General features: G+C 64.9%; 21 protein-coding genes. 13 read left to right on the plus strand and 8 right to left on the minus strand.

Annotated features, from left to right (window positions below; translation table 11 throughout):
* Window positions 1-127: 127 nt before the first annotated feature.
* Window positions 128-643 (plus strand): hypothetical protein, encoded by a 516-nt coding sequence (locus AC56DV_RS14920; RefSeq protein ID WP_496315060.1) that lies wholly within the window; start codon window positions 128-130, stop codon window positions 641-643.
* A 23-nt stretch (window positions 644-666) separates the two neighbouring features.
* Here the strand turns inward: AC56DV_RS14920 and minE are convergent, their stop codons facing one another.
* The 4 genes from minE to metE form a co-directional block, all read right to left on the minus strand.
* Window positions 667-918 (minus strand): cell division topological specificity factor MinE, encoded by a 252-nt coding sequence (gene minE / locus AC56DV_RS14925; protein WP_056400827.1) that lies wholly within the window; start codon window positions 916-918, stop codon window positions 667-669.
* 1 nt (window position 919) lies between these two features.
* Window positions 920-1,735 (minus strand): septum site-determining protein MinD, encoded by an 816-nt coding sequence (gene minD, locus AC56DV_RS14930; RefSeq protein WP_056400829.1) that lies wholly within the window; start codon window positions 1,733-1,735, stop codon window positions 920-922.
* 27 nt (window positions 1,736-1,762) lie between these two features.
* Entirely contained in the window at window positions 1,763-2,551 is a 789-nt protein-coding gene (minC, locus tag AC56DV_RS14935) for a septum site-determining protein MinC (RefSeq protein ID WP_496315061.1), read from the minus strand.
* A 180-nt stretch (window positions 2,552-2,731) separates the two neighbouring features.
* Complete coding sequence (gene metE / locus AC56DV_RS14940) at window positions 2,732-5,107, minus strand: 5-methyltetrahydropteroyltriglutamate--homocysteine S-methyltransferase (RefSeq protein WP_496315062.1); 2,376 nt, start codon at window positions 5,105-5,107, stop codon at window positions 2,732-2,734.
* 126 nt (window positions 5,108-5,233) lie between these two features.
* Between metE and AC56DV_RS14945 the strand changes: the two genes are divergently transcribed.
* From AC56DV_RS14945 to AC56DV_RS14980, 8 genes are all read left to right on the plus strand, one after another.
* The gene (locus AC56DV_RS14945; RefSeq protein ID WP_496315063.1) at window positions 5,234-6,142 is read left to right on the plus strand and encodes a LysR family transcriptional regulator; all 909 of its coding nucleotides are present in this window, start codon (window positions 5,234-5,236) and stop codon (window positions 6,140-6,142) included.
* Between the two features lie 84 nt (window positions 6,143-6,226).
* The gene (locus AC56DV_RS14950; protein ID WP_496315064.1) at window positions 6,227-6,460 is read left to right on the plus strand and encodes a hypothetical protein; all 234 of its coding nucleotides are present in this window, start codon (window positions 6,227-6,229) and stop codon (window positions 6,458-6,460) included.
* Window positions 6,461-6,515: 55 nt separating this feature from the next.
* The gene (locus AC56DV_RS14955) at window positions 6,516-7,694 is read left to right on the plus strand and encodes an acetyl-CoA C-acetyltransferase (RefSeq protein ID WP_496315065.1); all 1,179 of its coding nucleotides are present in this window, start codon (window positions 6,516-6,518) and stop codon (window positions 7,692-7,694) included.
* A gap of 74 nt (window positions 7,695-7,768) precedes the next feature.
* Complete coding sequence (phbB, locus tag AC56DV_RS14960) at window positions 7,769-8,509, plus strand: acetoacetyl-CoA reductase (RefSeq protein ID WP_496315066.1); 741 nt, start codon at window positions 7,769-7,771, stop codon at window positions 8,507-8,509.
* 90 nt (window positions 8,510-8,599) lie between these two features.
* Window positions 8,600-9,928: an amino acid deaminase gene (locus AC56DV_RS14965; protein ID WP_496315067.1), complete on the plus strand. Its 1,329-nt coding sequence runs from the start codon at window positions 8,600-8,602 to the stop codon at window positions 9,926-9,928.
* A 10-nt stretch (window positions 9,929-9,938) separates the two neighbouring features.
* A complete protein-coding gene (gene pip / locus AC56DV_RS14970; RefSeq protein ID WP_496315068.1) occupies window positions 9,939-10,895 on the plus strand; it encodes a prolyl aminopeptidase in 957 nt (318 codons plus the stop codon).
* A 65-nt stretch (window positions 10,896-10,960) separates the two neighbouring features.
* A complete protein-coding gene (locus AC56DV_RS14975; protein ID WP_496315069.1) occupies window positions 10,961-11,407 on the plus strand; it encodes a DUF2721 domain-containing protein in 447 nt (148 codons plus the stop codon).
* Between the two features lie 6 nt (window positions 11,408-11,413).
* Entirely contained in the window at window positions 11,414-11,866 is a 453-nt protein-coding gene (locus tag AC56DV_RS14980) for a hypothetical protein (protein WP_057158556.1), read from the plus strand.
* A 21-nt stretch (window positions 11,867-11,887) separates the two neighbouring features.
* On the opposite strand, the gene AC56DV_RS14985 is transcribed toward AC56DV_RS14980, so the two are convergent.
* On the minus strand, window positions 11,888-12,376 hold the full coding sequence (locus AC56DV_RS14985; RefSeq protein ID WP_496315070.1) for an SRPBCC family protein: 489 nt from the start codon (window positions 12,374-12,376) through the stop codon (window positions 11,888-11,890).
* Between the two features lie 257 nt (window positions 12,377-12,633).
* Here AC56DV_RS14985 and AC56DV_RS14990 point away from each other — a divergent pair, with 257 nt between their 5' ends.
* Window positions 12,634-14,700: a 2,4-dienoyl-CoA reductase FMN-binding domain-containing protein gene (locus AC56DV_RS14990; protein WP_496315071.1), complete on the plus strand. Its 2,067-nt coding sequence runs from the start codon at window positions 12,634-12,636 to the stop codon at window positions 14,698-14,700.
* Between the two features lie 11 nt (window positions 14,701-14,711).
* Here AC56DV_RS14990 and AC56DV_RS14995 read toward each other — a convergent pair whose 3' ends face one another.
* The 3 genes from AC56DV_RS14995 to AC56DV_RS15005 form a co-directional block, all read right to left on the minus strand.
* Window positions 14,712-16,460: a cation:proton antiporter domain-containing protein gene (locus tag AC56DV_RS14995; RefSeq protein ID WP_496315072.1), complete on the minus strand. Its 1,749-nt coding sequence runs from the start codon at window positions 16,458-16,460 to the stop codon at window positions 14,712-14,714.
* Window positions 16,461-16,622: 162 nt separating this feature from the next.
* Window positions 16,623-17,744, minus strand: a complete 1,122-nt coding sequence (locus AC56DV_RS15000) for a beta-ketoacyl-ACP synthase III (RefSeq protein ID WP_496315073.1) — start codon at window positions 17,742-17,744, stop codon at window positions 16,623-16,625.
* Between the two features lie 135 nt (window positions 17,745-17,879).
* Window positions 17,880-19,325, minus strand: coding sequence for a S41 family peptidase (locus AC56DV_RS15005; RefSeq protein WP_496315074.1), 1,446 nt, complete (start codon window positions 19,323-19,325; stop codon window positions 17,880-17,882).
* Between the two features lie 310 nt (window positions 19,326-19,635).
* Here AC56DV_RS15005 and AC56DV_RS15010 point away from each other — a divergent pair, with 310 nt between their 5' ends.
* From AC56DV_RS15010 to AC56DV_RS15020, 3 genes are all read left to right on the plus strand, one after another.
* A complete protein-coding gene (locus AC56DV_RS15010; RefSeq protein WP_496315075.1) occupies window positions 19,636-20,217 on the plus strand; it encodes a hypothetical protein in 582 nt (193 codons plus the stop codon).
* A gap of 160 nt (window positions 20,218-20,377) precedes the next feature.
* Window positions 20,378-22,426 (plus strand): M13 family metallopeptidase, encoded by a 2,049-nt coding sequence (locus AC56DV_RS15015; protein WP_496315076.1) that lies wholly within the window; start codon window positions 20,378-20,380, stop codon window positions 22,424-22,426.
* 138 nt (window positions 22,427-22,564) lie between these two features.
* Window positions 22,565-24,619, plus strand: a complete 2,055-nt coding sequence (locus tag AC56DV_RS15020) for a M13 family metallopeptidase (RefSeq protein WP_496315077.1) — start codon at window positions 22,565-22,567, stop codon at window positions 24,617-24,619.
* Window positions 24,620-24,670: the final 51 nt, after the last annotated feature.

Raw genomic sequence — 24,670 nt, forward strand, 5'->3', positions numbered from 1 at the left:
TTTCGGGAAATTTCCCCGAAAGAATCACAGATGTTCTTATGCAAACTCGTCTTATGATTACACGGTACACGGTAAAAAGTGGCTTTTCAATGTCCTTTGGTACAATTGCGTAACACGAAAAGTCACTATGTTTACAAAGAAAGATGCCAAATGGACATTGATTCCAGCCTCCGACAGGGAGCTGGAAGAGGTGCGCGCGCGCTGCCGGCGCCTGGTGCAGCGCCGCGCGGCGGTGTCGGCCGGGATCTCGGCGGTGCCGATTCCGGGCCTGGACGTGGTGTCCGACTTGCGCCTGTTCTCCGAACTGATCGAGGACGTGAACCGTGAGTTCGGCCTCACGCCGGAACAGGTGGGGCGGCTGCAGCCGCGTTTCCGGCTGCTGGCCTACCAGGCCGCCGTCAACGTGGGCGGCACCATGGTGGGCAAATACGTGACCAAGGAAGTGGTGCTGCGGCTGCTGCAGCGGGCCGGCGCCGGCCTGATCGCCAGGCAGGCGACCCGCTTTGTACCGCTGGCCGGCCAGGCCACGGCGGCGGCGATCGGCTTTTTCGCCTTCCGCCAGATCGGCTACCAGCACGTGGAAGCCTGCGCCAAGGTGGCGCAGGAAGTGATGCTGGCGCAGCAGAAGGCCGCGCCTCTCTAAATAAACGTGCAGAAGCGCCGGGCTTACGCGTCCGGCAGCACCACGTTCACATCCAGCACCTCCAGGTTGCCCTGGCGGTCCAGCGAAATCTTGATGTCGTCCGCGTTCACCTTGGTGTACTTGGAGATCACTTCGATCAGTTCCTTGTGCAGGGCGGGCAGGAAATCCGGACCGGCGCGGCCATTGCGTTCGCGCGCGATGATGATTTGCAAGCGTTCCTTGGCGGCGGTGGCCGTCTTGGGCTTGGACGGGAACAGGAATGACAGCAGGGCCATATCACTTCCCTCCGAAAATACGCTGCAGCAGGCCAGGCTTTTCGTAGGTCGTAAAGCGCAGCGGCAGGTCCTGGCCCAGGAAGCGCGACACCACATCTTCATAGGCGTCGGCCACGTCGGTGCCCTTGAAGTGGATGGCCGGATTGCCCTGGTTCGACGCGTGCAGCACCGATTCCGATTCCGGAATGATGCCGATCAGCGGAATGCGCAGGATTTCCTGCACGTCCTGGTAAGACAGCATCTCGTCCGCTTCCACGCGTTTCGGCGAGTAGCGGGTGATCAGCAGGTGTTCCTTGACCGGCTCGCCGCCCGACTGGGCGCGGCGCGACTTGGCCTGGATGATGCCCAGGATGCGGTCCGAGTCGCGTACCGACGACACTTCCGGATTGGTCACCACCAGCGCCTCGTCGGCGAAGGTCAGCGCCATCAGCGCGCCGTGCTCGATGCCGGCCGGCGAATCGCAGATGATGTATTCGAAGCCCATGTTGATCAGCTCGTGCAGCACCGCCTCCACGCCTTCTTCCGACAGCGCGTCTTTGTCGCGCGTCTGCGAAGCGGGCAGGATGAACAGGTTGTCGCAGTGCTTGTCCTTGATCAGCGCCTGGGTCAGCGACGCTTCTTTATTGATGACGTTGATCAGGTCGTACACCACGCGGCGTTCGCAGCCCATGATCAGGTCCAGATTACGCAGGCCGACGTCGAAGTCGATCACCACGGTTTTGTGTCCGCGCAGGGCCAGGCCGGAAGAGAAGCTGGCGCTGGAAGTGGTCTTGCCGACACCGCCCTTACCGGACGTTACAACGATAATTCTTGCCACGAAAGAGTCCTTTACAAAGCTAAAGCTTTAAGCGCGAGTAGGTGAATTGACAGATAGTATATCGATTCGGTCGCCAACCAGGCTGATTTGTGTCGGTTTGCGTGCGTGCTCGGCGGGGAAACCGTCTTCAAAAGTGCTGTAAACGCCGGCAATCGACACCAACTCCGGCGACATCGACATAGCGAAGATGCGCGCCTCGGCATTGCCGGACGCCCCCGCCAGCGCGCGGCCGTTGAGGGTGTTGTAAACATGTATGCTGCCGTCGGCGATGATCTCGGCGCCGTTGTTGACCACGGCCGTCACGATCAGGTCGCCGCCGCGCGCGTAGATGCGCTGGCCGGCGCGCACCGGGGTGTCGACGATCATGGTGCCGGCCGGGGCGTTGCCGGGTGCGATGGTCGGCGCGGCGGTGCCGGATGCCGCAGTCGGGGTCGGCACCGGCGCTTCCACCTTGGCCGGCTTGGGCGGCTTGGCCGGCGCCGGGGCTTCCTCGCGCTTGCCGCTGTCGAGCGACAGGCCGTGGGCCACGATCTCGTCCGCCATGTCCGGCGCGGCGTTGCGCACGGCCACCGGGTTCAAGCGGTATTTTTTCAGGAGGGCAATCGTGCTTGCCCAGTCGATGCGTTCGCAGCCGGGCGCCAGCGAGCCGACGTCGATCACGGCCAGGTCGCCCTCGAAGAAATCGGGCGTGCCGCCGGTCATTTCGTTGAGCGCGGCGTCGAGTGCGATGCCGTCCGACGTATACAGGATGGCGGAAACGGCGACTACAGTGGAAATCTTGATTTCGATGGGCTTTTGGAACGAGCTTTTGGACATAAAACGATCAGTAAAGGAGTCGGCTTGGCGGCCCATCGGCCAGGATTTGCCAAAGGCTCAAGCATTTTACTGTGGTTATGGCAGAAATGGGAGTGCCGTTTGGTGTGCGCGGACCGGACACCAAACGGCTGGAGAAGCAGGCGGCATGCGGGCGCAGCCGCCGGCCGGGTTGCCCCGGGGCTACGCCGCGCGCAGCTCGCGCGCCGCCGCCACCATATTGCGCAGCGCGCTCTCGGTTTCAGGCCAGCCGCGCGTTTTCAGGCCGCAGTCCGGATTCACCCACAGCTGCGCCGCCGGGATCACGGCGCTGGCCTTCCTCAGCAGGCGCACCATCTCGGCCGTGTCCGGCACGCGCGGCGAGTGGATGTCGTACACGCCCGGGCCGATCTCGTTCGGATAGCGGAACGCGCCGAAGCCGGTCAGCAGTTCCATGGCCGAGCGGCTGGTTTCTATCGTGATCACGTCCGCGTCCATGGCGGCGATCTGCGGCAGGATGTCGTTGAACTCGGCGTAGCACATATGGGTGTGGATCTGCGTGGCATCCTTCGCCACGCCGGCCGACACGCGGAAGGCGCGCGTGGCCCAGTCCAGGTATTCGCCCCAGCGGCTGCGGCGCAGCGGCAAGCCCTCGCGCACGGCCGGCTCGTCGATCTGGATGATGCCGATGCCGGCCTGCTCCAGGTCCGCCACCTCGTCGCGGATGGCCAGCGCGATCTGCAGCGTGGTCTGCGCGCGCGGCTGGTCGTCGCGCACGAAGGACCATTGCAGGATGGTGACCGGACCGGTGAGCATGCCTTTCACCGGTTTGCTGGTCAGCGATTGCGCGTGCACGGTCCAGTCCACGGTCATGGCCTGCGGGCGGGCCACGTCGCCGTAGATCACCGGCGGCTTGACGCAGCGCGAACCGTAGGACTGCACCCAGCCCAGTTGCGTGAAGGCGAAGCCGTCCAGCTGCTCGCCGAAGTATTCCACCATGTCGTTGCGCTCCGCCTCGCCGTGCACCAGCACGTCCAGGCCCAGCTCCTCCTGGCGCGCAATGGCGTAGGCGATTTCCTCGCGCATGCTGTGCCGGTAGGCCGCCGCGCCGATCTCGCCGCGCTTGAAGCCGGCGCGCGCCGAACGGATCGCCGCCGTTTGCGGGAAGGAGCCGATGGTGGTGGTGGGGAAGGACGGCAGCTGGAAGCGCGCGCGCTGCTCCGCCTGGCGGGCGGGGAAGGGCGAGGCGCGGCGGTCGGCGTCCTGCGGCAGCGCGGCGATGCGCGCCGCCACCGCAGGGTTGTGCACGCGCGGGCTGGCGCGGCGGCTGGCGCACGCGGCGCGCGCCGCGGCCCATGCGGCGTCGAAGGCGGCGCTGTCGGCCGCGCTGCCGAGGGCGGCGAGGTGCGCATCGTCCGCATTGTCCAGATTGTCCGCTGCGGTGCGCAGCAGCGCCGCCTTCAGCAGCTCCAGCTCGCCCAGCTTCTCGCCGGCGAACGCCAGCCAGCTCTTGATTTCCGGGTCGAGCGCGGTTTCGTGCTCCAGGCTGAACGGCGTGTGCAGCAGCGAGCACGAACTGGACAGCCACAGCTTGCCGCCGCGCTTGGCGGCGATGGGCGCCAGTTGCGCCAGCGCCAGGTCGAGGTCGGTGCGCCAGATGTTGCGCCCGTCCACGATGCCCACCGACAGCACCTTGTGCACCGGCAGCCAGTCCGCCACGCTGGTCAGCTCATGCGCGGCGCGCACGCCGTCCACGTGCAGGCCCGCCACCGGCAGGCGGCACGCCAGGCTCACGTTCTCCTCCAGCGGCGAGAAGTAGGTGGCCAGCAGCAGCGGCACGCCCACCTGCGCCAGTTGCCAGTAGCTGTTTTCGAACGCGTTGCGCCACGCCGGCGGCAGGTCCAGGCCCAGGATGGGCTCGTCGATTTGCACCCAGCTCACGCCCTGCCGCTTGAGGCGGTCCAGCACCGCGCCGTACACCGGCAGCAGTTTGTCCAGCAGGCTCAAGCGGTCGAAGCCGGCCGCGCGCTCCTTGCCCAGCCACAGGAAGGTCAGCGGGCCGATCAGCACCGCTTTCACCGCGTGGCCCAGCGCCTGCGCTTCCGCCACTTCAGCAAACAGGCGCTCGCATGCCAGCGAAAACTCGGTTTCCGGCGAGAACTCAGGAACCAGGTAGTGATAATTGGTGTCGAACCACTTGGTCATTTCCAGCGCATGCGCGTCCTGATGAGGGTGGCTGCAGCCCGCATGCTCGTGATGCCCGTGCGACACGCCGCGCGCCATCGCGAAATAGCGGGCCAGCTGGCTCTGCTCCGCAGTGAAGCCGAAGCGCGCCGGCTCGCAGCCCAGCAGCTGGATATGGTTGGCCACCTGGTCGTAAAAGGCGAAATCGCCCACCGACACCAGGTCCAGCCCGGCGTCGCGCTGCTGCGCCCAGTGCCGCGCGCGTAGTGCCGCGCCGGTCGCTTCCAGCCCGGCTTCGCCGGTTTCGCCGCGCCAGTGCTTCTCCAGCGCGAACTTCAGTTCGCGTGCCGCGCCGATGCGTGGAAAGCCGGGAATATGTGTCTGAATTGGTTTCATGAAAGTTGTCATCCGCATTAAATATTGGTGAGGTAAAGTGTGCGGCAAACGCGTTTATAATCAAAACGAAAGATTTTGCGTTTCAACGTGAAATAAATTAATGAAGCAATCAAGACAAGGACTGCCATGCTGGAAATCCGCCACCTTCGCACCCTCAGCGCCCTGCGTTCCGCAGGCAGCCTGGTACGCGCCGCGCAACTGCTGAACCTGACCCAGTCCGCCCTGTCGCACCAGATCAAATTGCTGGAAGATCGCTACGGCAGCCCGCTGTTCGAGCGGAAATCGGTGCCGATCGGCTTTACCGCCACCGGCGCGCGCCTGCTGCGCCTGGCCGACACGCTGCTGCCGGAAATCGAACAGGCCGAGCGCGACGTGGCGCGCCTGTCGCAAGGCGACCAGGGCCAGCTGCGCGTGGCGCTGGAATGCCACACCTGCTTCGACTGGCTGATGCCGGTGATGGACGAGTTCCGCAAGCGCTGGCCGGACGTGGAAATCGACCTGGTGTCGGGCTTCCACAGCGAACCGGCCGATCTGCTGCGCGTCGGCAGCGCCGACCTGATCATCGGTTCCGATTACAGCGCCGAGTTCGCCACCTTCCCGCTGTTCCGCTTCGAAATCCTGGTGGTGATGGCGCAGAAGCACCGGCTGCTGGCGCAGCGCCGCTTGCACGCGGCCGATTTCGAGGGCGAAACGCTGATCACCTACCCGGTGCCCGAATCGCGCATCGACCTGATCCGCGAAGTGCTGGGTCCGGCCGGGATTTCCTTCGACCGCCGCACCGCGGAATTGACGGTGGCTATTTTGCAGCTAGTCGCAAGCCGCCGTGGATTGGCGGCTTTGCCGAATTGGGCAATAAAAAACTATATCGATTACGATTATGTCAGCGCGCGCCCGGTGGGCGAGCAAGGTTTATGGAGCGACTTATTTGTTTCCGTACCGGAACCATTACGTGATAAAGCGTATGTCGTCGACTTCGTTAATGTGATACGGGAACAATGTGCAGCCACGCTGGATGGGATCAAATTGCTGTCGTAGCTTGATTAATATCAAAACCGGTGCGGTTCGGAGCCGCTAAGATGGGTTTTTTTCACCGCAGGACCGCGTCTATATAAGGAATTCATGTTTAGCCACGAACCGTATCCGCAGGCGCTATCCCTGATAGAGGCCCATCTCCGCAGTCTCTCCGATCTGGCCGCTTTGCAGCAGGACTTTGTCAATGCTGCGCTCGCCAACTCCACAGTCTTTTCCCGTCTGGTGTGCAACGCATTAAATGGCACGGGTGTGCTGTTTGTTGAAGCAACCGAGCAAATGCAAGGGTTATTCAACCGCGCGCCCAACAAATCGTTAAAATGAATGCACCGCTAATCTTAATCACCTGACCACTCGGTTGGAAACTCTGGAGAATCAAATGGATGATGTAGTTATCGTAGCGGCCGGCCGCACCGCAGTTGGCAAATTCGGCGGCAGCCTGGCCAAGATCCCGGCAGCCGAACTGGGCGCCCATGTCATCAAGGGCCTGCTGGCCAAGACCGGCCTGGACGCCAACCTGATCAGCGAAGCCATTCTCGGCCAGGTGCTGACCGCCGGCGTCGGCCAGAACCCGGCGCGCCAGGCCGTCATCAAGGCCGGCCTGCCGACCAGCATCCCGGCCTACACCATCAACAAGGTGTGCGGTTCGGGCCTGAAAGCCACCCACCTGGCCACCCAGGCCATCAAGTGCGGCGACGCCAGCATCATCATCGCCGGCGGCCAGGAAAACATGAGCGCCTCGCCGCACGTGCTGAACGGCTCGCGCGACGGTTTCCGCATGGGCGACGTGAAGATGACCGACACCATGATCGTCGACGGCCTGTGGGACGTGTACAACCAGTACCACATGGGCGTGACCGCCGAGAACGTGGCGAAGAAATACGACATCTCGCGCGCAGCGCAGGACGAGTTCGCCCTGCAGTCGCAGCTGAAGGCCGAAGCGGCGCAGAAGGAAGGCAAGTTCAAGGACGAGATCATTCCGCTGGAGATCGCGCAGAAGAAGGGCACCGTGCTGTTCGACGCCGACGAATACATCAAGCCGGGCTCCACGCTGGAAGCGCTGGCCGGCCTGCGTCCCGCCTTCAACAAGGAAGGCAGCGTCACTGCCGGCAACGCCTCCGGCCTGAACGACGGCGCCGCCGCCGTCATCATGATGACCGCCACCCAGGCGCGCGAGTTGGGCCTGACCCCGCTGGCCAAGGTGAAAGCCTACGCCTCGTCCGGCATCGACCCGGCCTACATGGGCATGGGCCCGGTCTCGGCCGCCAAGCTGTGCCTGAAAAAAGCCGGCTGGACCCCGGACGACCTGGACCTGATGGAAATCAACGAAGCCTTCGCCGCCCAGGCGCTGGCCGTGAACAAGGAAATGGGCTGGGACACCAGCAAGATCAACGTGAACGGCGGCGCGATCGCCATCGGCCACCCGATCGGCGCATCCGGCGCGCGCATCCTGGTGACCCTGCTGCACGAGATGGTGCGCCGCGACGCCAAGAAGGGCCTGGCATCGCTGTGCATCGGCGGCGGCATGGGCGTGGCGCTGGCAGTCGAGCGCGCATAACAATAAGCAGTACCAGCAGCAGCAACAAGCAGTTCAGTTCTTTTAGTGTTCGAAACAATAAGAGGGGATGACAAATGGCAAGAATTGCATTGGTAACAGGTGGTATGGGTGGTCTGGGCGAAGCGGTGTGCATCAAGCTGGCCGCACTGGGCTATAAGGTCGTGACCACATATTCCCCGAGCAACAAGAAAGTTGACGAATGGCTGGCCACGACGCGCGACATGGGCTTTGATTTCAAGGCTTATCCGTGCGACGTGGCGGATTACGACTCGGCGCAAGCCTGCGTGGCGGCCATCACGAAGGACATCGGCCCGATCGACGTGCTGGTCAACAATGCCGGCATCACGCGCGACATGACCTTCAAGAAGATGGACAAGCTGAACTGGGATGCGGTGATGAGCACCAACCTGGACTCCGTGTTCAACATGACCAAGCCGGTAGCGGATGGCATGGTGGACCGTGGCTGGGGCCGCATCATCAACATCTCGTCCGTCAACGGCCAGAAGGGCGCTTTCGGCCAGACCAACTACTCGGCCGCCAAGGCCGGCGTACACGGCTTCACCAAGGCGCTGGCGCTGGAAGTGGCGCGCAAGGGCGTGACCGTCAACACCATCTCGCCGGGCTACATCGGCACCAAGATGGTGACGGAAATCCCGCAGGAAGTGCTCGATTCGAAAATCCTGCCGCAAATTCCGATGGCCCGCCTGGGCAAGCCGGAAGAAGTGGCCGGCCTGGTGGCCTACCTGGCCTCCGAAGAAGCGGCTTTCGTCACCGGCGCCAACATCGCCATCAACGGCGGCCAGCACATGTCCTAAGACCGGGTGATAGCATCCATGAAAGCACCGCGCACGCGGTGCTTTTTTTTTGCCCTGCGGCGTAGGACAATGCGGCAGAGGAGAACCATCATGGACCGACATTTGCCCGAAGGCGGCCTGGCGCTCGACAGCCTGGCCGAACAGATGCTGCAGCCCGGGGTAAAAGGCCTGCCGCTGACTGAACCGATGCGCCAGGGCGCCATACCCGTGCAGCGCTGGAACGTGCTGCGCGGCGACACCAGCTATCCGGTGGCGGTGCTGAAGGAATCGGCGCTGCTGCACAACCTGGACTGGATGAAGCGCTTTTGCGCCCGCTACGGCGCGGTGCTGGCGCCGCACGGTAAAACCACCATGAGCCCGCAGCTGTTCGGCGCCCAGCTGGCCAACGGCGCCTGGGGCATGACCCTGGCCACCGCCGCCCAGGTGCAGGTGGCCTACCGCTTCGGCGTGCGCCGGGTGCTGCTGGCCAACCAGCTGGTGGCCCCGGCCGATATCCGCGCCATGCTGGCGCTGCTGAAGGACGATGCCGCCTTCGAGTTTTACGCGCTGGTCGATTCCGAGGAAGGCGTGCAGCGCCTGTCGCGCGCCGCGGCGGAGGCGCAACTGGCGCGGCCCTTGCCGCTGCTGGTGGAGCTGGGCCTGCCCGGCAAGCGCGCCGGCTGCCGCACGCCCGCCGAGGCGATGTCGGTGGCGCAGAAAGTTGCCCGGGCGCCCGGCCTGCAGCTGGCCGGCATCGAAGGCTACGAAGGCCTGCTGCAGGGCCACGACCGCGCCGCCAGCGTGGAGGCGGTGCGCGCCTTCGTGGCGCAGCTGGCCGCGCTGGTGCGCCAGGCGGACGGCAAGAAGCTGTTCGGCGGCGAGCAGATTTTGCTGTCGGCCGGCGGCTCGGCCTATTTCGACCTGGTGGCGCACGGCTTCGCCGGGCTGGTGGGCCTGTCGCGCCCGGTGCTGCCGGTGCTGCGCAGCGGCTGCTACCTGACCAACGACCACGGCTCCTACCAGGACCTGACGCACGACATCCGCACGCGCGAACACGCCGCCGACGGCCTGCGTCCGGCGCTGGAAGTGTGGAGCATGGTCACCTCGCGGCCCGAGCCCACGCTGGCCATCCTCAGCATGGGCAAGCGCGACGCGTCCTATGACCAGGAGCTGCCGATTCCGCTCTACACGCACCGCCCCGGGCCGGATGCGGCCGACGAGCCGACCGACCTGCCGCCCGGCTGCCGCATCGAGAAAATGAACGACCAGCACGCCTACCTGCGCCTGCCGGAGGGCGACGCGCTGTGCCAGCAGCTGAAAGTGGGCGACCTGGTCGGCTGCGGCATCTCGCACCCCTGCACCACCTTCGACAAATGGCCGCTGCTGCTGGTGGCCGACGATGCTTATACTGTGCGCTACGCCGTCAACACCTTCTTTTGAAAGACACCACATGCCTGATTCGAACCAGTCCCTGTTCCCCGCCATCGCGCCGCTGCGCCATGGCATGCTGGAAGTCGACGCGCTGCACACCATTTACTGGGAGGAGGTGGGCAATCCGAACGGCACGCCGGTGCTGTTCCTGCACGGCGGCCCCGGCGCCGGCCTGTCGCCCGCGCACCGCCGCTTTTTCGACCCGCAGCAATACCGCGTGATCTTGTTCGACCAGCGCGGCGCCGGCAAGTCCACCCCGCTGGGCGAGTGCCGCAACAACACCACCCAGCTGCTGATCGAAGACATCGAGCGCCTGCGCGCCATGTTCGGCATCGGGCAATGGCTGGTGTTCGGCGGCTCCTGGGGCTCCACGCTGGCGCTGGCTTACGGCCAGGCGCATCCCGAACGCTGCCTGGGCTTCGTGCTGCGCGGGATCTTCCTGTGCACCCAGCCCGAGATCGACTTCTTCCTGGAAGGCTCGCGCTGGTTCCACCCGGACGTGTACGACGAATTCGTGGCGCCGATCCCCGCCGAGGAGCGCGGCAACCTGCTGCAGGCCTACGTCAAGCGCATCATGAGCGACGACCCGGCCGTGTACTGGCCGGCGGCGCGCGCCTGGAGCCGCTTCGAGGGCCGCCGCGTGTTCCTGCTGCCGCAGCCCGAGGAAGCGCCGTCGGACGCGATGGACCTGGGCGTGGGCCGCCTCGAATCGCACTACATGGCCAACCTCGGCTTCTTCGAGGACGAGCAGCTGCTGCGCAACGTGGACAAGATCGCCCACCTGCCGGCGGTCATCGTGCAGGGCCGCTACGACGTGATCTGCCCGCCGGTATCGGCCTGGAAGCTGCACAAAGCCTGGCCCGGCTCCGTGATGAAGATGATCCCGGACGCCGGCCACGGCGCCATGGAGCGCGGCATTTCCGCGGCGCTGGTGGCGGCCACCGAGCAGTTCAAGCGCCTGCGGCGCTTCGAGTAAGGCCGGGCGGCCTGTTACACTATCGTATTGGACCCTTGCAAGCGTAAGCACAAAGTACACAAGCAATGAATATTCAAGTCGGCGATATAGGACACATCATCCAACTGGCAATTGCGCCGGTATTCCTGCTCACGGGCGTCTGCACCAACCTGATGGTGCTGACCAACCGCCTGGCGCGCATCATAGACCGCTCGCGCGTGCTGGAAGACCGGCTCGATGTCGGCTACAACGACAACTATCTCAATGAGCTGGACGTGCTGTACCGGCGTTCGCACCTGATCAACGTATCGATCGGCTCCTCGACCGGCTGCGGCCTGCTGATTTGCCTGGTGATTGCCATGCTGTTCGTGGGCGACACCACCAATGTCACGCTGGACAAGTACATCGCCGGCCTGTTCGTGGTGGCGATGCTGGCCCTGATCGCCAGTTTTGTTTACCTGCTGCGGGAGATCTTCATCGCTTCCGCCGCCATGCGCGCGCACCGCCACGTGCGCCCCCCCTTAAAGAAATAGAGCCTCATGCACGACTACCAACGCCCCCCGACCCTGTACCGCTACGGCGAGCGCAGCGACCTTGAACTGGCCCTGACGCAGGGGCAGTTCATCCTGCATCCGGCCTCGAACTGCCTGACGCTGAGCTTTTCCAAGGCGTGGGACCGCAAGCTGTTCGACCTGTTCACGGCCGACGCCTGCCTGGTGATCCACAACACCGAAGAATTCGGCGAGCGCATCCACCGCGCGGTGCAGCGCGCGCTGCCCAGCTGGGCCGGCATCGACGGCGCCGTGGAATACGGCCACCGCGCCGCACTGGGCGCGGCCTTCACCAAGACCGCCGCCGAGAAGCAGGAACGCGAATGGCAGTTCGCCTGGCGCGCCATGCAGGCCAACCTCAGTCTCAATTCGGTGATGATCAAGATCGGCAGCATCGAGCAGTTCGCCGAGCTGCGCGGCCCGGAATACGCGGCGCAGTAAGCCGCCGCGCGGCACTTCGCCCTAGTTCCTGGCGGCCGTGCCGTCCGGCCGGTCGATGCGCGCCAGCACGGCGCCCATCATGCGTTCGATGTCGCCGCGGATGATATTGGTGCCCAGCAGGCCGGGCACGTAGAAATTCGGCACCAGGCGGCCGGTGTAGACCACCTTCGTGCCGCCGTCCGGCAGCGGGAACAATTCCCAGCGCGCTTCGTAGTGCTTCATGTCGCCCGAAATCAGGGCGATATCGATGCTTTGCATCGGCGTTTCCGTGGCGCGCACCACCAGGTGGATGGATTTCGACATGAACAGGAAGCGCGCGGTGCCGAATTGTTCGATGATCACCTCATTGCCGTTGCGCGACAGCACCCGGCAGGACGCCATGTCCGGCACGAATTCGTTCATGCGCTCGTAGGTGGTGAGCGTCTTCCACACGGTGGCCAGGGGCGCCTGCACGGTGCCGCTGGCGTCCACTTCGTACAGGTGCAGCGCGTCCTGCGTCACCCGCGTCACCGCAACTTCCAGTTTCGGCAGCTCAATTTTCGGCCCCTGCGCAAGTAGCGGCGCAGAAATGCTGAATAACAAAATGGCAAACAATCGCTTCATCTGTCCAGCGTAAGGGATTAACTGTCAGAATACAAGTACGGCACAATACGCTTACAAATTAAGTGCTTACGCTCCATGAAGGGCATTTTAGTAACATTGGTCTAGAGAAAACGGCTCTAATGCGGAATGAGGTGTCACCACCGCCAACGCAACCAATAATCAAAATGACAACGCCAAGCTACCCCCACCTGCTCGCCCCGCTGGACCTCGGTTTCACCACGCTGCGCAACCGCGTCATCATGGGATCGATGCACACCGGCCTGGAAGACCGCTTCTACAATTACGGCAAGCTGGCCGCGTTCTACAAGGAGCGCGCCAAGGGCGGCGTGGGCCTGATCGTCACCGGCGGCATCTCGCCCAACCGCTCCGGCTGGCTGCTGCCCTTCGGCGGCACGCTCAATTTCCTGGGCGACGTGCCGAACCACCGCAAGGTCACCAGCGCCGTGCACGAAGAAGGCGGCAAGATCCTGATGCAGATCCTGCACGCGGGCCGCTACGGCTACCAGCCCTTCGTGGTTTCCGCCTCCGACCGCAAATCGCCGATCTCGCCGTTCAAGCCGCGCGCGCTGAGCGAAGCGGGCATCCAGGCCACCATCCGCGACTACGCGCGCTGCGCCAAGCTGGCCAAGAAGGCCGGCTACGACGGCGTGGAAGTGATGGGCAGCGAAGGCTACCTGCTGAACCAGTTCCTGTGCGCCCGCACCAACCTGCGCACCGACCGCTGGGGCGGCAGCATCGAGAACCGCATGCGCCTGCCGGTGGAAATCGTCAAGCGCATCCGCGCCGCCGTGGGGCCGGACTTCATCATCATGTACCGCCACTCGCTGCTCGACCTGGTCGAAGGCGGCAACACCTGGGAAGACGTGCTGGCCGTGGCCAAGGCCCTGCAGCACGCGGGCGTCACCATCCTCAACACCGGCATCGGCTGGCACGAGGCGCGCGTGCCCACCATCGTCACCTCGGTGCCGCGCGCGGCCTTCGCCAGCGTGGCGGGACGCCTGCGGCGCGAAGTGACCATTCCCGTGGTGGCGTCGAACCGCATCAACATGCCGGGCGAAGCGGAAGCCATCATCGCGCGCGGCGACGCCGACATGGTGTCGATGGCGCGCCCCTTCCTGGCCGACCCCGAGTTCGTGGTCAAGGCGGCGGCAGGGCGGGTGGACGAGATCAACACCTGCATCGGCTGCAACCAGGCCTGCCTGGACCACACCTTCTCCAACAAGCGCGCCAGCTGCCTGGTCAACCCGCGCGCCTGCCACGAGACGGAGCTGGTCTACAAGCCGGCCGCCAAGCGCCGCAAAGTGGCGGTGGTGGGTGCCGGCCCGGCCGGCCTGTCGGCCGCCACCGTGGCCGCCGAGTGCGGCCATGAAGTGACTTTGTTCGATTCCAGCGACAGCGTGGGCGGCCAATTCAAGGTCGCCATGCAGATCCCGGGCAAGGAGGAATTCGCCGAAACCATCCGCTACTTCAAGCGCAAGCTGGAACTGACCGGCGTGAACCTGCAGCTGGGCCAGCGCGTCACGCGCGAGCAACTGCTGGCGGGCGGCTACGACGACGTGATCGTCGCCACCGGCATCAAGGTGCGCAAGCCGCCGATCGAAGGCATCGAGCATCCGAAAGTGCTGTCCTACCTGGACGTGCTGGCGCACAAGAAGCCGGTCGGCAAGCGGGTGGCCATCATCGGCGCCGGTGGCATCGGCTTCGACGTCGGCGAATACCTGCTGCACGACCCGCGCCACGCGCTGCCGCTGGCGGTCGATACCTGGACCAGGGAATGGGGCGTGGACCTGAAAGCCACCAGCGGCGGCGGCCTGGTGGCGCCGCACGCGGAGGAGCCTGTGCGCCAGCTGTATCTGCTGCAGCGCAAGACTTCCAAGCTGGGCGCCGGCCTGGGCAAGACCTCGGGCTGGGTGCACCGCGCGGTGCTGGCGCGCAATGGCGTGGTGATGCTGGCGGGCGTGCAGTACAACAAGATCGACGACCACGGCCTGCACATCACCGTGAATGGCGGCGAGCGCCTGCTGGCGGTGGACAACGTCATCATCTGCGCCGGCCAGGACAGCCTGGCCGAGCTGATGCCGCCGGCCGACAGCGCGGCAGGCGCCCCGGACGGCCGGACCCCGGATGGCCGGCCCCCGCGCTTCCACAAAATCGGCGGCGCCGCGCTGGCCTCCGAGCTGGACGCCAAGCGCGCCATCAAGGAAGGCGCCGAACTGGCCGTCAGCCTGTAACCGCTAAAGGATCAGTGGCCGTTGCGCGCGCGCGGCTGCTTGAAATCGTCCAGAACGAATTCGGCCATGCCGTTGGCCAGTTCATGCTCGCCGATGAAGATCTTGCCGGGCCGCTCATTGCTCAGCAGCTCGGCTTCCTCTTCGCTGTGGGTGCGCACCACCGTCTTGATATTGGGGTTCAGCGCGCGCGCCGTCTCCACCATGCTGCGCACGTGGAAGGTGTCCGGCGTGGCGATCACCAGCATGCGGGCGCGCGCGATGTGCGCCTGGATCAGCACCGCCGGCTCGCCCGCGTTGCCCGCCACGGCGGGGATGCCGTCCTTGCGCAACTGGTCCACCACCTCGCGGTTCTGCTCCGCCACCACGAAGGGAATGCGCTGCGCGGTCAGCGCGGCGGCGATGCGCCGGCCCACGCGGCCGTAGCCCACCAGCACCACATGGTCATGCAGATGCTCCTGCGGCACCGTCATCGGCAGCTCGGCCAGCGGATCGGCGCTGCGGTCGAACTTGGCGGCCAGGCCGCCGTTGCGGCCGAACCAGCGCTCCAGCGGTTTCACGGCGGCGAACACCAGCGGATTGAGCGCGATGGAAATGATGGCGCCCGCCAGGATCAGGCTCTGGCCCTCGTGCGGCATCAGCTTCAGTGAAATGCCCAGCGCCGCCAGGATGAAGGAGAACTCGCCGATCTGCGCCAGGCTGGCCGACACCGTCAGCGCGGTGCGCAGCGGGTAGCGCAGCACGATCACCAGCAGGTAGGCCGCGATCGACTTGCCGAACACGATGATGCCCACCACCGCCAGCAGCTTCAATGGCTGCCCGGTGACGATGGACGGTTCGAACAGCATGCCCACCGAGACGAAGAACAGTACCGCGAACGCGTCGCGCAGCGGCAGCGACTCCTCGGCCGCGCGGTGGCTCAGTTCCGACTCGCGCAGCACCATGCCGGCGAAAAAGGCGCCCAGGGCGAACGAGATGCCGAACAGCTTGGTGGCGCCGTAGGCGATGCCGACGGCGGCCGCGATCACGCACAGCGTGAACAGCTCGCGCGAATTGGTGCGCGCCACCTGCCACAGCAGCCAGGGGAACAGCTTGCGGCCGATCAGCATCATGAAGGCGATGAAGCCGCCCACCTTGCCGAAGGTGATGGCCAGCGTCTGCCACAGCGGCGGTGCGGCAACGGCGGCCGCAGCGGCGGCATCGGCCGCGCCGTGGCCGTCGTGCGGCGTTACGCCGCCCAGCGAGGACGCCAGCGGCGGCAGCAGCACCAGCACCAGCACGGTGACCAGGTCTTCCACCACCAGCCAGCCGACCGCGATGCGGCCGTTGAATGAATCGAGGATGCCGCGCTCCTCGAGCGCGCGCAGCAGCACCACCGTGCTGGCCACCGACAGCGCCAGGCCGAATACCAGCCCGCCGCCTATGCTCCAGCCCCACCAGTGCGCCAGCGCCATGCCCATGCCGGTGGCCGCCGCGATCTGCAACACCGCGCCCGGCAATGCGATGCGCCTTACTTCCCACAGGTCGTCCAGCGAAAAATGCAGGCCGACGCCGAACATCATCAACATCACACCGATCTCCGCCAGCTGCCCGGCCAGCACGGTATCGGCCGCAAAGCCCGGCGTTGCGGGGCCGATCAGGATGCCGGCAGCCAGATAACCCACCAGCGCGGGCAATTTCAAACGGGTGGCGATAAAGCCGAATATCAGCCCGAATCCGAGCGCGGCGGCGATGGTGGTGATCAGCGGGATGTCATGGGGCATGCGTGCGGGGTTCCTCTCAGGTGGTATGTTGTAAAGCTAACCACCCGAGTATAACCCGCCGCGCCCGACAGGGTGAGGCTGGCCGTCAAAAGCAGAATTGACAGCCATTGCGTAAAGATCGCGGTGGGATCGGCGAAGAAGAAAGCCGTATCCGGCAGGGGATTACAGCTTGCGCACCACCACCGCGCCGATCGAGTAGCCGGCGCCGAAGGAGCAGATCACGCCCAGCGCGCCTTGCGGCAGGTCGTCGTTATGCTTGTGGAAGGCGATGATGGAGCCGGCCGACGAGGTGTTGGCGTAGGTGTCCAGGATCACCGGCGCTTCGCCCGGCTCGGCGTCGCGGCCCAGGATCAGGCGGCTGATCAGCAGGTTCATGTTCAGGTTGGCCTGGTGCAGCCAGTAGCGGCTCACCTGCGGCACTTCCAGCCCGGCGCGCGCGATGCTCTCCTTGATCATCTCGGCCGCCATCGGGCACACGTCCTTGAACACCTTGCGGCCCTGCTGCTTGAACAGCTTGTCCGGCTGGCCCGCGCCCGCCTCGTCGAAGCGGTTCAGGAAGCCGAAGTTGTTGCGGATGTTGTTGGAGAAGCTGGTCTTCAGCTTGGTGTCCAGGATTTCCCACTGGTGCTTCGACACCGCCGTGTCCTTCGCTTCCACCACGATGGCGGTGCAGGCGTCGCCGAAGATGAAGTGGCTGTCGCGGTCGCGCCAGTTCAGGTGGCCGCTGGTGATCTCCGGGTTCAGCACCAGCACCGCGCGCGCCTGGCCGCTTTGCACCGCCGCCACCGCCTGCTGGATGCCGAAGGTGGCCGACGAGCAGGCCACGTTCATGTCGAAGCCGTAGCCGTCGATGTTGAGCGCCTGCTGCACTTCCACCGCCATGGCCGGGTAGGCGCGCTGCATGTTCGAGCAGGCCACCAGCACCATGTCGATGTCGGCGGCGCTGCGGCCGGCGCGGTCCAGCGCCTGCTGGGCGGCTGCCACGCAGATTTCAGCCTGCAGCGACAGTTCGTCGTCCGCCCGTTCGGCAATGCGCGACACCATGCGCTTGGGGTCCAGGATGCCTTCCTTTTCCATCACGTAGCGCGACTTGATGCCGGATGCCTTTTCGATGAAGCCCACGCTGGACGGTTCCAGCGCCGTCACCGTGCCCGCTTCGATGGCGGCCGCGTTCTCGGCGTTGAACTGCTCCACATAGGTGTTAAAGCAGGCCACCAGCTCTTCGTTGCTGATGGAGTTCGCTGGCGTGAATAGGCCGGTGCCGCTGATGACGACTTGTTTCATATTCTTCAATCTTTCTCTTGTGGATAGGGCTGTCGCCTTTTTATGGGAGAAATTCTACACGAACGCTCGTACTAAAAATGAAGAACGGCGCCACAAAGGGCGCCGCAGCTTGCCGGAATGCCGTTTTGACGGACTTTATTTTCGCATAGGATCCTTGGCGACGGGATCGGCCGCCTGCACCAGTTTCGATTCCTGCTTGGCCAGCTGCACCGGCAGGCCTTTCAGGTGGTTCAGCGCCTGCTGCAGCTGGAAGTCGTCGCCGCTGCCGTACTCCAGCGGCTTGCGCTTGCGCTCGGCCGCCAGGATGCGCAGCTGCTCTTCGGCCTCGTCGCGCTTGGACTTGGCGCCCTCCTGCTCGCGGTCGTTGGACAGGTGCTTGACCAGGTCCGCCTCGCGCATGCGCAGCGCGTTCAGGCCGTCGCCGTCGGCGTTTTCATCCACCAGCAGTTCCGGCGTGATGCCCTTGGCCTGGATCGAGCGGCCGTTCGGCGTGTAGTAGCGCGCCGTGGTCAGCTTGACGGCCGTGTCGGCGGTCAGCTGGCGGATGGTCTGCACCGAGCCCTTGCCGAAGGTCTGGCTGCCGATGATGGTGGCGCGCTTGTAGTCCTGCAGCGCGCCGGCCACGATTTCGGAAGCGGACGCGGAACCGGTGTTCACCAGCACCGCCATCGGCACCTTCTTCACCGCCGCCGGCAGCTTGGCCAGCACGTCGCCCTCGCTGCGCAGCGCGTAGTATTCGGGACGGCCGTAGAAGGTCTGGCGCGAGTCCGGCAACTGGCCGTTGGTCGAGACGATGGCCGCGTCCTTCGGCAGGAAGGCCGCCGCCACGCCGATGGCGCCTTGCAGCACGCCGCCCGGATCGTTGCGCAGGTCCAGCACCAGGCCCTTGATATTGGGATCCTGCTTGTACAGTTCGGTGATCTTGGCGGCCAGGTCGTCCACCGTGGGTTCCTGGAACTGCGCCACGCGCAGCCAGGCGTAGCCCGGTTCGACGATTTTCGCCTTCACGCTTTTCTGCACGATTTCTTCGCGCGTGATGTGGAACACCAGCGGTTCCGGCTCGTCCTTGCGCAGTACCGTCAGCGACACCTTGCTGTGCGGCTCGCCGCGCATCTTCTTCACCGAGTCGTCCAGGCTCAGGCCCTTGACCGGGGTGGAGTCGAGGCGGGTGATCAGGTCCCCCGCCTTGATGCCGGCGCGGTAGGCCGGCGAATCTTCGATCGGCGCGACGATCTTGATGTAGCCGTCCTCGCTCTGGCCGATCTCGATGCCCAGGCCGACGAACTTGCCCTGCGAGCCTTCGCGCAGTTCGGCGTAGGCTTTTTTATCGAGGTAGGCCGAATGCGGATCGAGCGAAGCGACCATGCCGGAAATGGCTTCCGTCAGCAGCTTCTTGTCCTCAACCGCTTCCACGTAATCGGATTTGATGAGGCCGAACACGTCGGCCAGCTGGCGCAGCTCTTCCAGCGGCAGGGCCGGGTCGGCGGGGCGCTGGGCCATCGCGGAGAATTGCAGGGAGACGGCGATGCCGGCGACCACACCCAGGCCAACCAGCCCGGTATTCTTGAGTTTCTTGCCCATGTTTCACCTGTGTCAAGCTGCCGCAGTCACTCTACCGCGCGCCAATTCAGTATAAACCTGATTTCCGGCAATCTGCGTAGCTCGCCTGTAATTTATCTCGACTTTACGGCGTTTTACACACAGCATGGTAGGGCTTCAATATTGCGTTTTTGTCGCTACTGTAAAGCCTGCGTTCACGACCGTAAGGAATTGTAAGAGTCCGGGAAGCCTGCAAAATCAGGGTCTACACTGGATTCGTAGTTCTTCTCTACCCTGTAGTGGTTTTTTCCGCCTGCGCGCCCGCGCAGGCTTTTTTTTGCCTGGAGCCCAGATGACAAGTAAGCTGATTTCGAAGTGCGCGCGCGGCCTGCTGCTGACCAGCGCGCTGGCGTTCTTGCCGCCCGCCGCGCCCGCCTTCGCCGTGCCGGTGAGCGAGATGCGCGCCGAAGACCTGCTGGCCATGGCCGCCGAGTTCCGCAAGGAGCTGAACCTGAACGCCAACCAGACCACGCTGTGGCAGCAGACCGAAAACCGCACCCGGGCCTTGCTGCGCGAACGCGCATCGCGCCGCGAGCGCATGCAGGCCGCGCTGCGCCCCGCGCTGGACGGCAGCAACGTCGAATTGCGCGAGCTGGCGGGCGGCGTCGATGCCGAGGCGGCCGCGTCGGCGGCGGAGGAAAAGCAGCTGCGTGCATGGTGGCTGGATGTCAACGATGCCCTTGATGAAACGCAGCGCAAGCAGGTGGCGGTGTTCCTGGCCGAGCAGATGCAGCGCGTGGAAGGCGGCCAGCGCGGTGAACGTGGGGACCGGGCGAAAGAGGGCGGTGCGCCGCGTGGCGAACACAAAGGCGGCAAGGGCGGCATGGGCGGCGGCATGGGGGGCATGGGCGGAGGCCGGGGCGGCGGTGGCTAAGCCTGTTGTTGCCCCGTGTATCGAAAAGTAAAAAGCACCCGCCGGCGCGGCCCGCCGGCGCCCGCCCCGCTTAAAATGGCGGCTGGAACCAGGTGCGCATCAGCCAGACCAAGAGCTGCAAGCCGTCCGCTGGGAACCACATCTAACAAGGAGAGAGCAGTTGAAACGTACTTTGCTGAGCACCCTGGTCATCGGCCTGATGGCAACCCAGGCATTCGCGCATGAGGGCGACCACCCCGCGCCGGCGGCCGCGCCGATTTCCGGCATCGACACCCAGTACATCGACTCCAGCGTGCGCGCGCAGGACGACTTCTTCACCCACCTGAACGGCGGCTGGCTGAAAGCCACCAAGATCCCCGACGACAAGGCCAGCTGGGGCTCCTTCGCCAAGCTGCGCGACGACACCCTGCCGCAGCTGCGCGGCCTGATCGAAGACACCCAGAAAACCAGGCACAAGCAGGGCACCGAGGCGCAGAAGATCGCCGACCTGTACACCAGCTACATGAACGAGGCGGCGCTGGAAAAGCTGGGCACCAAGCCGCTGGCCGGCGAGCTGAGCGCCATTCGCGGCCTGAAGGACAAGAAAGCCCTGCCGGGCATGATCGCGCACCTGACCCGCATCGGCGTGTCGGTGCCGTACGGCGTCTACATCAGCCAGGACGCGCGCAACTCCACCCAGCACGCCGCCAGCATCGCGCAGAGCGGCCTGGGCCTGCCGGACCGCGACTACTACCTGAAGAAGGACGACGCCAAGCTGGCCGCCGTGCGCGACAAATACGTGGCCCACATCGAGCACACGCTGAACATGGCCGGCCACAAGAACGCCGCCGCCGACGCGAAAGCCATCATGGCGCTGGAAACCGCGCTGGCCGAAGTGCAGTGGACCAAGGTGGACAACCGCGACCCGGTCAAGCGCTACAACAAGACCGAGATCGCCAAGCTGGCCGAACTGGCCCCGGGCTATGACTGGAAAGACGCCATGGGCAAGGCCGGCATCGCCACCAAGACCGACACCGTCATCGTCAACCAGCCGAGCTACCTGGCCGGCTTCGCCAGGATCGTCGAAGCCACCGGGCTCGACACCTGGAAAGCCTACTTCGAGTGGCAGTTGCTGCGCGACGCCTCGCCCTACCTGAACAAGGCCTTCGCGGACGCCGACTTCGCCTTCTACAGCGGCGTCATCAACGGCGTGACGGTGCAGGAACCGCGCTGGAAGAGCGGCGTGCGGGTGGTCGAGGGCGCCATCGGCGAAGGCCTGGGCAAGCTGTACGTGGCGCAGTACTTCCCGGCCGACCGCAAGGCGCGCATGGAAGCGCTGGTGAAGAACCTGATGGCGGCCTACAAGGACAGCATCGACACCCTGGACTGGATGAGCCCGGAAACCAAGCGCGAAGCGCAAGCCAAGCTGGCCAAGTTCACCACCAAGATCGGCTACCCGAACAAGTGGCGCGACTACAGCGCGCTGACGGTCGTGCCGGGCGACCTGGCCGGCAATATGCGCCGCGCCGCCGAGTTCAGCTACAAGCGCAACCTGGCCAAGCTGGGCGCGCTGGTGGACCGCGAGGAATGGGGCATGACGCCGCAGACCGTGAACGCCTACTACCGTTCCACCACCAATGAGATCGTGTTCCCGGCCGCCATCCTGCAGCCGCCGTTCTTCGACGCGCGCGCCGACGACGCGGTGAACTACGGCGGCATCGGCGCCGTCATCGGCCACGAGATCAGCCACGGCTTCGACGACAAGGGCAGCCAGTCCGACGGCGACGGCAACCTGCGCGACTGGTGGAGCGCCGCCGACCGCGCCAACTTCAAGGCCAAGGCCGACGCGCTGACCAAGCAGTACGACGGCTACAGCCCGCTGCCGGGCTACTACGTCAACGGCGCGCTGACCCTGGGCGAGAACATTGCCGACAACTCCGGCGTGGCGGTGGCCTACAAGGCATACAAGCTGTCGCTGGGCGGCAAGCCGGCGCCGGTGATCGACAATCTGACCGGCGAGCAGCGCTTCTACATGGGCTTCGGCCAGGTATGGCGCAGCAAGATGCGCGAGGAAGCGCAGATCAAGCAGGTCAAGACCGACCCGCACTCGCCCGGCCAGTTCCGCGCCAACGGCACCATGAAGAACCAGCCCGGCTTCTACGACGCCTTCGGCGTGAAAGAGGGCGATCCGATGTATCTGGCGCCGGAACAGCGCGTGATTATCTGGTAACTGAAAGGATCAAAAAGGCCACGATAAGTGGTCTTTTTGTTATCGGCGCCGCGGCGCTGTGCTAGAGTGAAAACCCGGCCATGAGCCGGGCATATAACTAGACACAAACCTGGACATACAACGAGAGGGAAGTAGCCTGTGAAAAGACATCTGTTGAGTGCATTGACCCTGGCCTTGCTGGCTGGTGCTACCGGCTTCGCCGGCGCCGCCGACGCCGCCAAAAGCCCCGCCGCCGGCAAGCTGACGTCCGGCATCGCCGTGGAATACATCGATCCGTCCGTGCGCGCGCAGGACGACTTTTTCACGCACCTGAGCGGCAAATGGCTGGCCACCACCGAGATCCCGGCCGACAAGTCCAACTGGGGCAGCTTCGCCAAGCTGCACGACGACATCCAGCCGCAGCTGCGCGCCATCATCGAGAACGCCGCCGCCAAGCAGAACGCCGGCGCGGACGAGCAGCGCATCGGCGCCTTCTACGCCAGCTACATGGATGAAGCCAGGCTGGAACAGCTGGGCGCCGCGCCGCTGAGCGCCGAACTGGCCCGCATCGCCGCGCTGAGCGACAAGAAGCAGCTGCCCGCGCTGATCGCCCACAACAACCAGACCGGCGCCGCCGCCCCCATCGACCTGGGCATCCACCAGGACAACAAGGATTCCACCAAGTACGTGGTCGACTTCGTGCAAAGCGGCCTCGGCCTGCCGGACCGCGACTACTACCTGAAGCAGGACGACGCCAAGCTGGCCGACACGCTGGCCAAGTACGAGCAGCACATCGCCAGGATGCTGACCCTGGCGGGCGACAAGGACGGCGTGGCCAAGGCCAAGGCCATCGTTGCGCTGGAAACCGAACTGGCCAAGATCCAGTGGAGCAAGGTGGAACTGCGCGACCCGGTGAAAGCCTACAACAAGGTCGAGATCGCCAGGCTGGGCGAACTGACCCCGGGCTACGACTGGAACGCCTACCTGGACGCGCTGAAAATCAGCGGCAAGGTGGACTACGTCATCGTCAGCCAGCCGAGCTACCTGAAAGGCTTCAGTGCACTGCTGGCGGCCACCCCGCTGGACACCTGGAAAGCCTACTTCCAATGGCACGCCGTGCGCGCCAACGCGGCCTACCTGTCGAAAGTCTTCGTCGACGAAAACTTCGCCTTCTACGGCACCGTGCTGAGCGGCGCCAAGGAGCAGCGTCCGCGCTGGAAGCGCGGCGTGGTGGCGGTGGAAGGCGCGCTGGGCGAAGCGGTGGGCAAGGTCTACGTCGAGCAGCATTTCCCGGCCGAGCGCAAGGCGCGCATGGAAGCGCTGGTGAAGAACCTGCTGGTGTCGTACAAGGAGAGCATCGACAAGCTGGACTGGATGAGCCCGGCCACCAAGAAGCAGGCGCAAGCCAAGCTGGCCAAGTTCACCACCAAGATTGGCTACCCGAACAAATGGCGCGACTACTCCGCGCTGGTGGTCACGCGCGACGACCTGGTGGGCAACGTGCAGCGTTCGCGCCAGGCCGACTACAACAAGGAAATCAACAAGCTGGGCAAGCCGATCGACCGCGACGAATGGGGCATGACGCCGCAGACCGTGAACGCCTACTACAACCCGGAAATGAACGAGATCGTGTTCCCGGCCGCCATCCTGCAGCCGCCGTTCTTTGACGCCAACGCGGACGACGCCGTCAACTACGGCGGCATCGGCGCGGTCATCGGCCACGAGATCAGCCACGGCTTCGACGACCAGGGCGCCCAGTACGACGGCGACGGCAATCTGCGCGACTGGTGGACTGCGGCCGACCACAAGAACTTCGAAGCCAAGACCAAGGCCCTGGTGGCGCAGTACAGCGCCTTCAGCCCGCTGCCCGGCTACCACGTGAACGGCGAGCTGACCCTGGGCGAGAACATCGCCGACAACTCCGGCGTGGCGATCGCCTACAAGGCCTACAAGCTGTCGCTGAAAGGCAAGCCGGCGCCGGTGATCGACGGCCTGACCGGCGACCAGCGCTTCTTCATGGGCTTTGCGCAAGTCTGGCGCAGCAAGATGCGCGATCCTGAAATGATCAGCCGCATCAAGACCGACCCGCACTCGCCGGGCCAGTTCCGCGCCAACGGCACCATGCGCAACCAGCCGGGCTTCTACGACGCCTTCAAGGTCAAGCAGGGCGACAAGATGTACCTGGCGCCGAAAGAGCGCGTCATCATCTGGTAAGCACGGATGAAAAAAAACCGCCCGGTTCATTGAACCGGGCGGTTTTTTTAT

Source organism: Massilia sp. BGA-UO-ETr-WB1 (assembly GCF_059567845.1).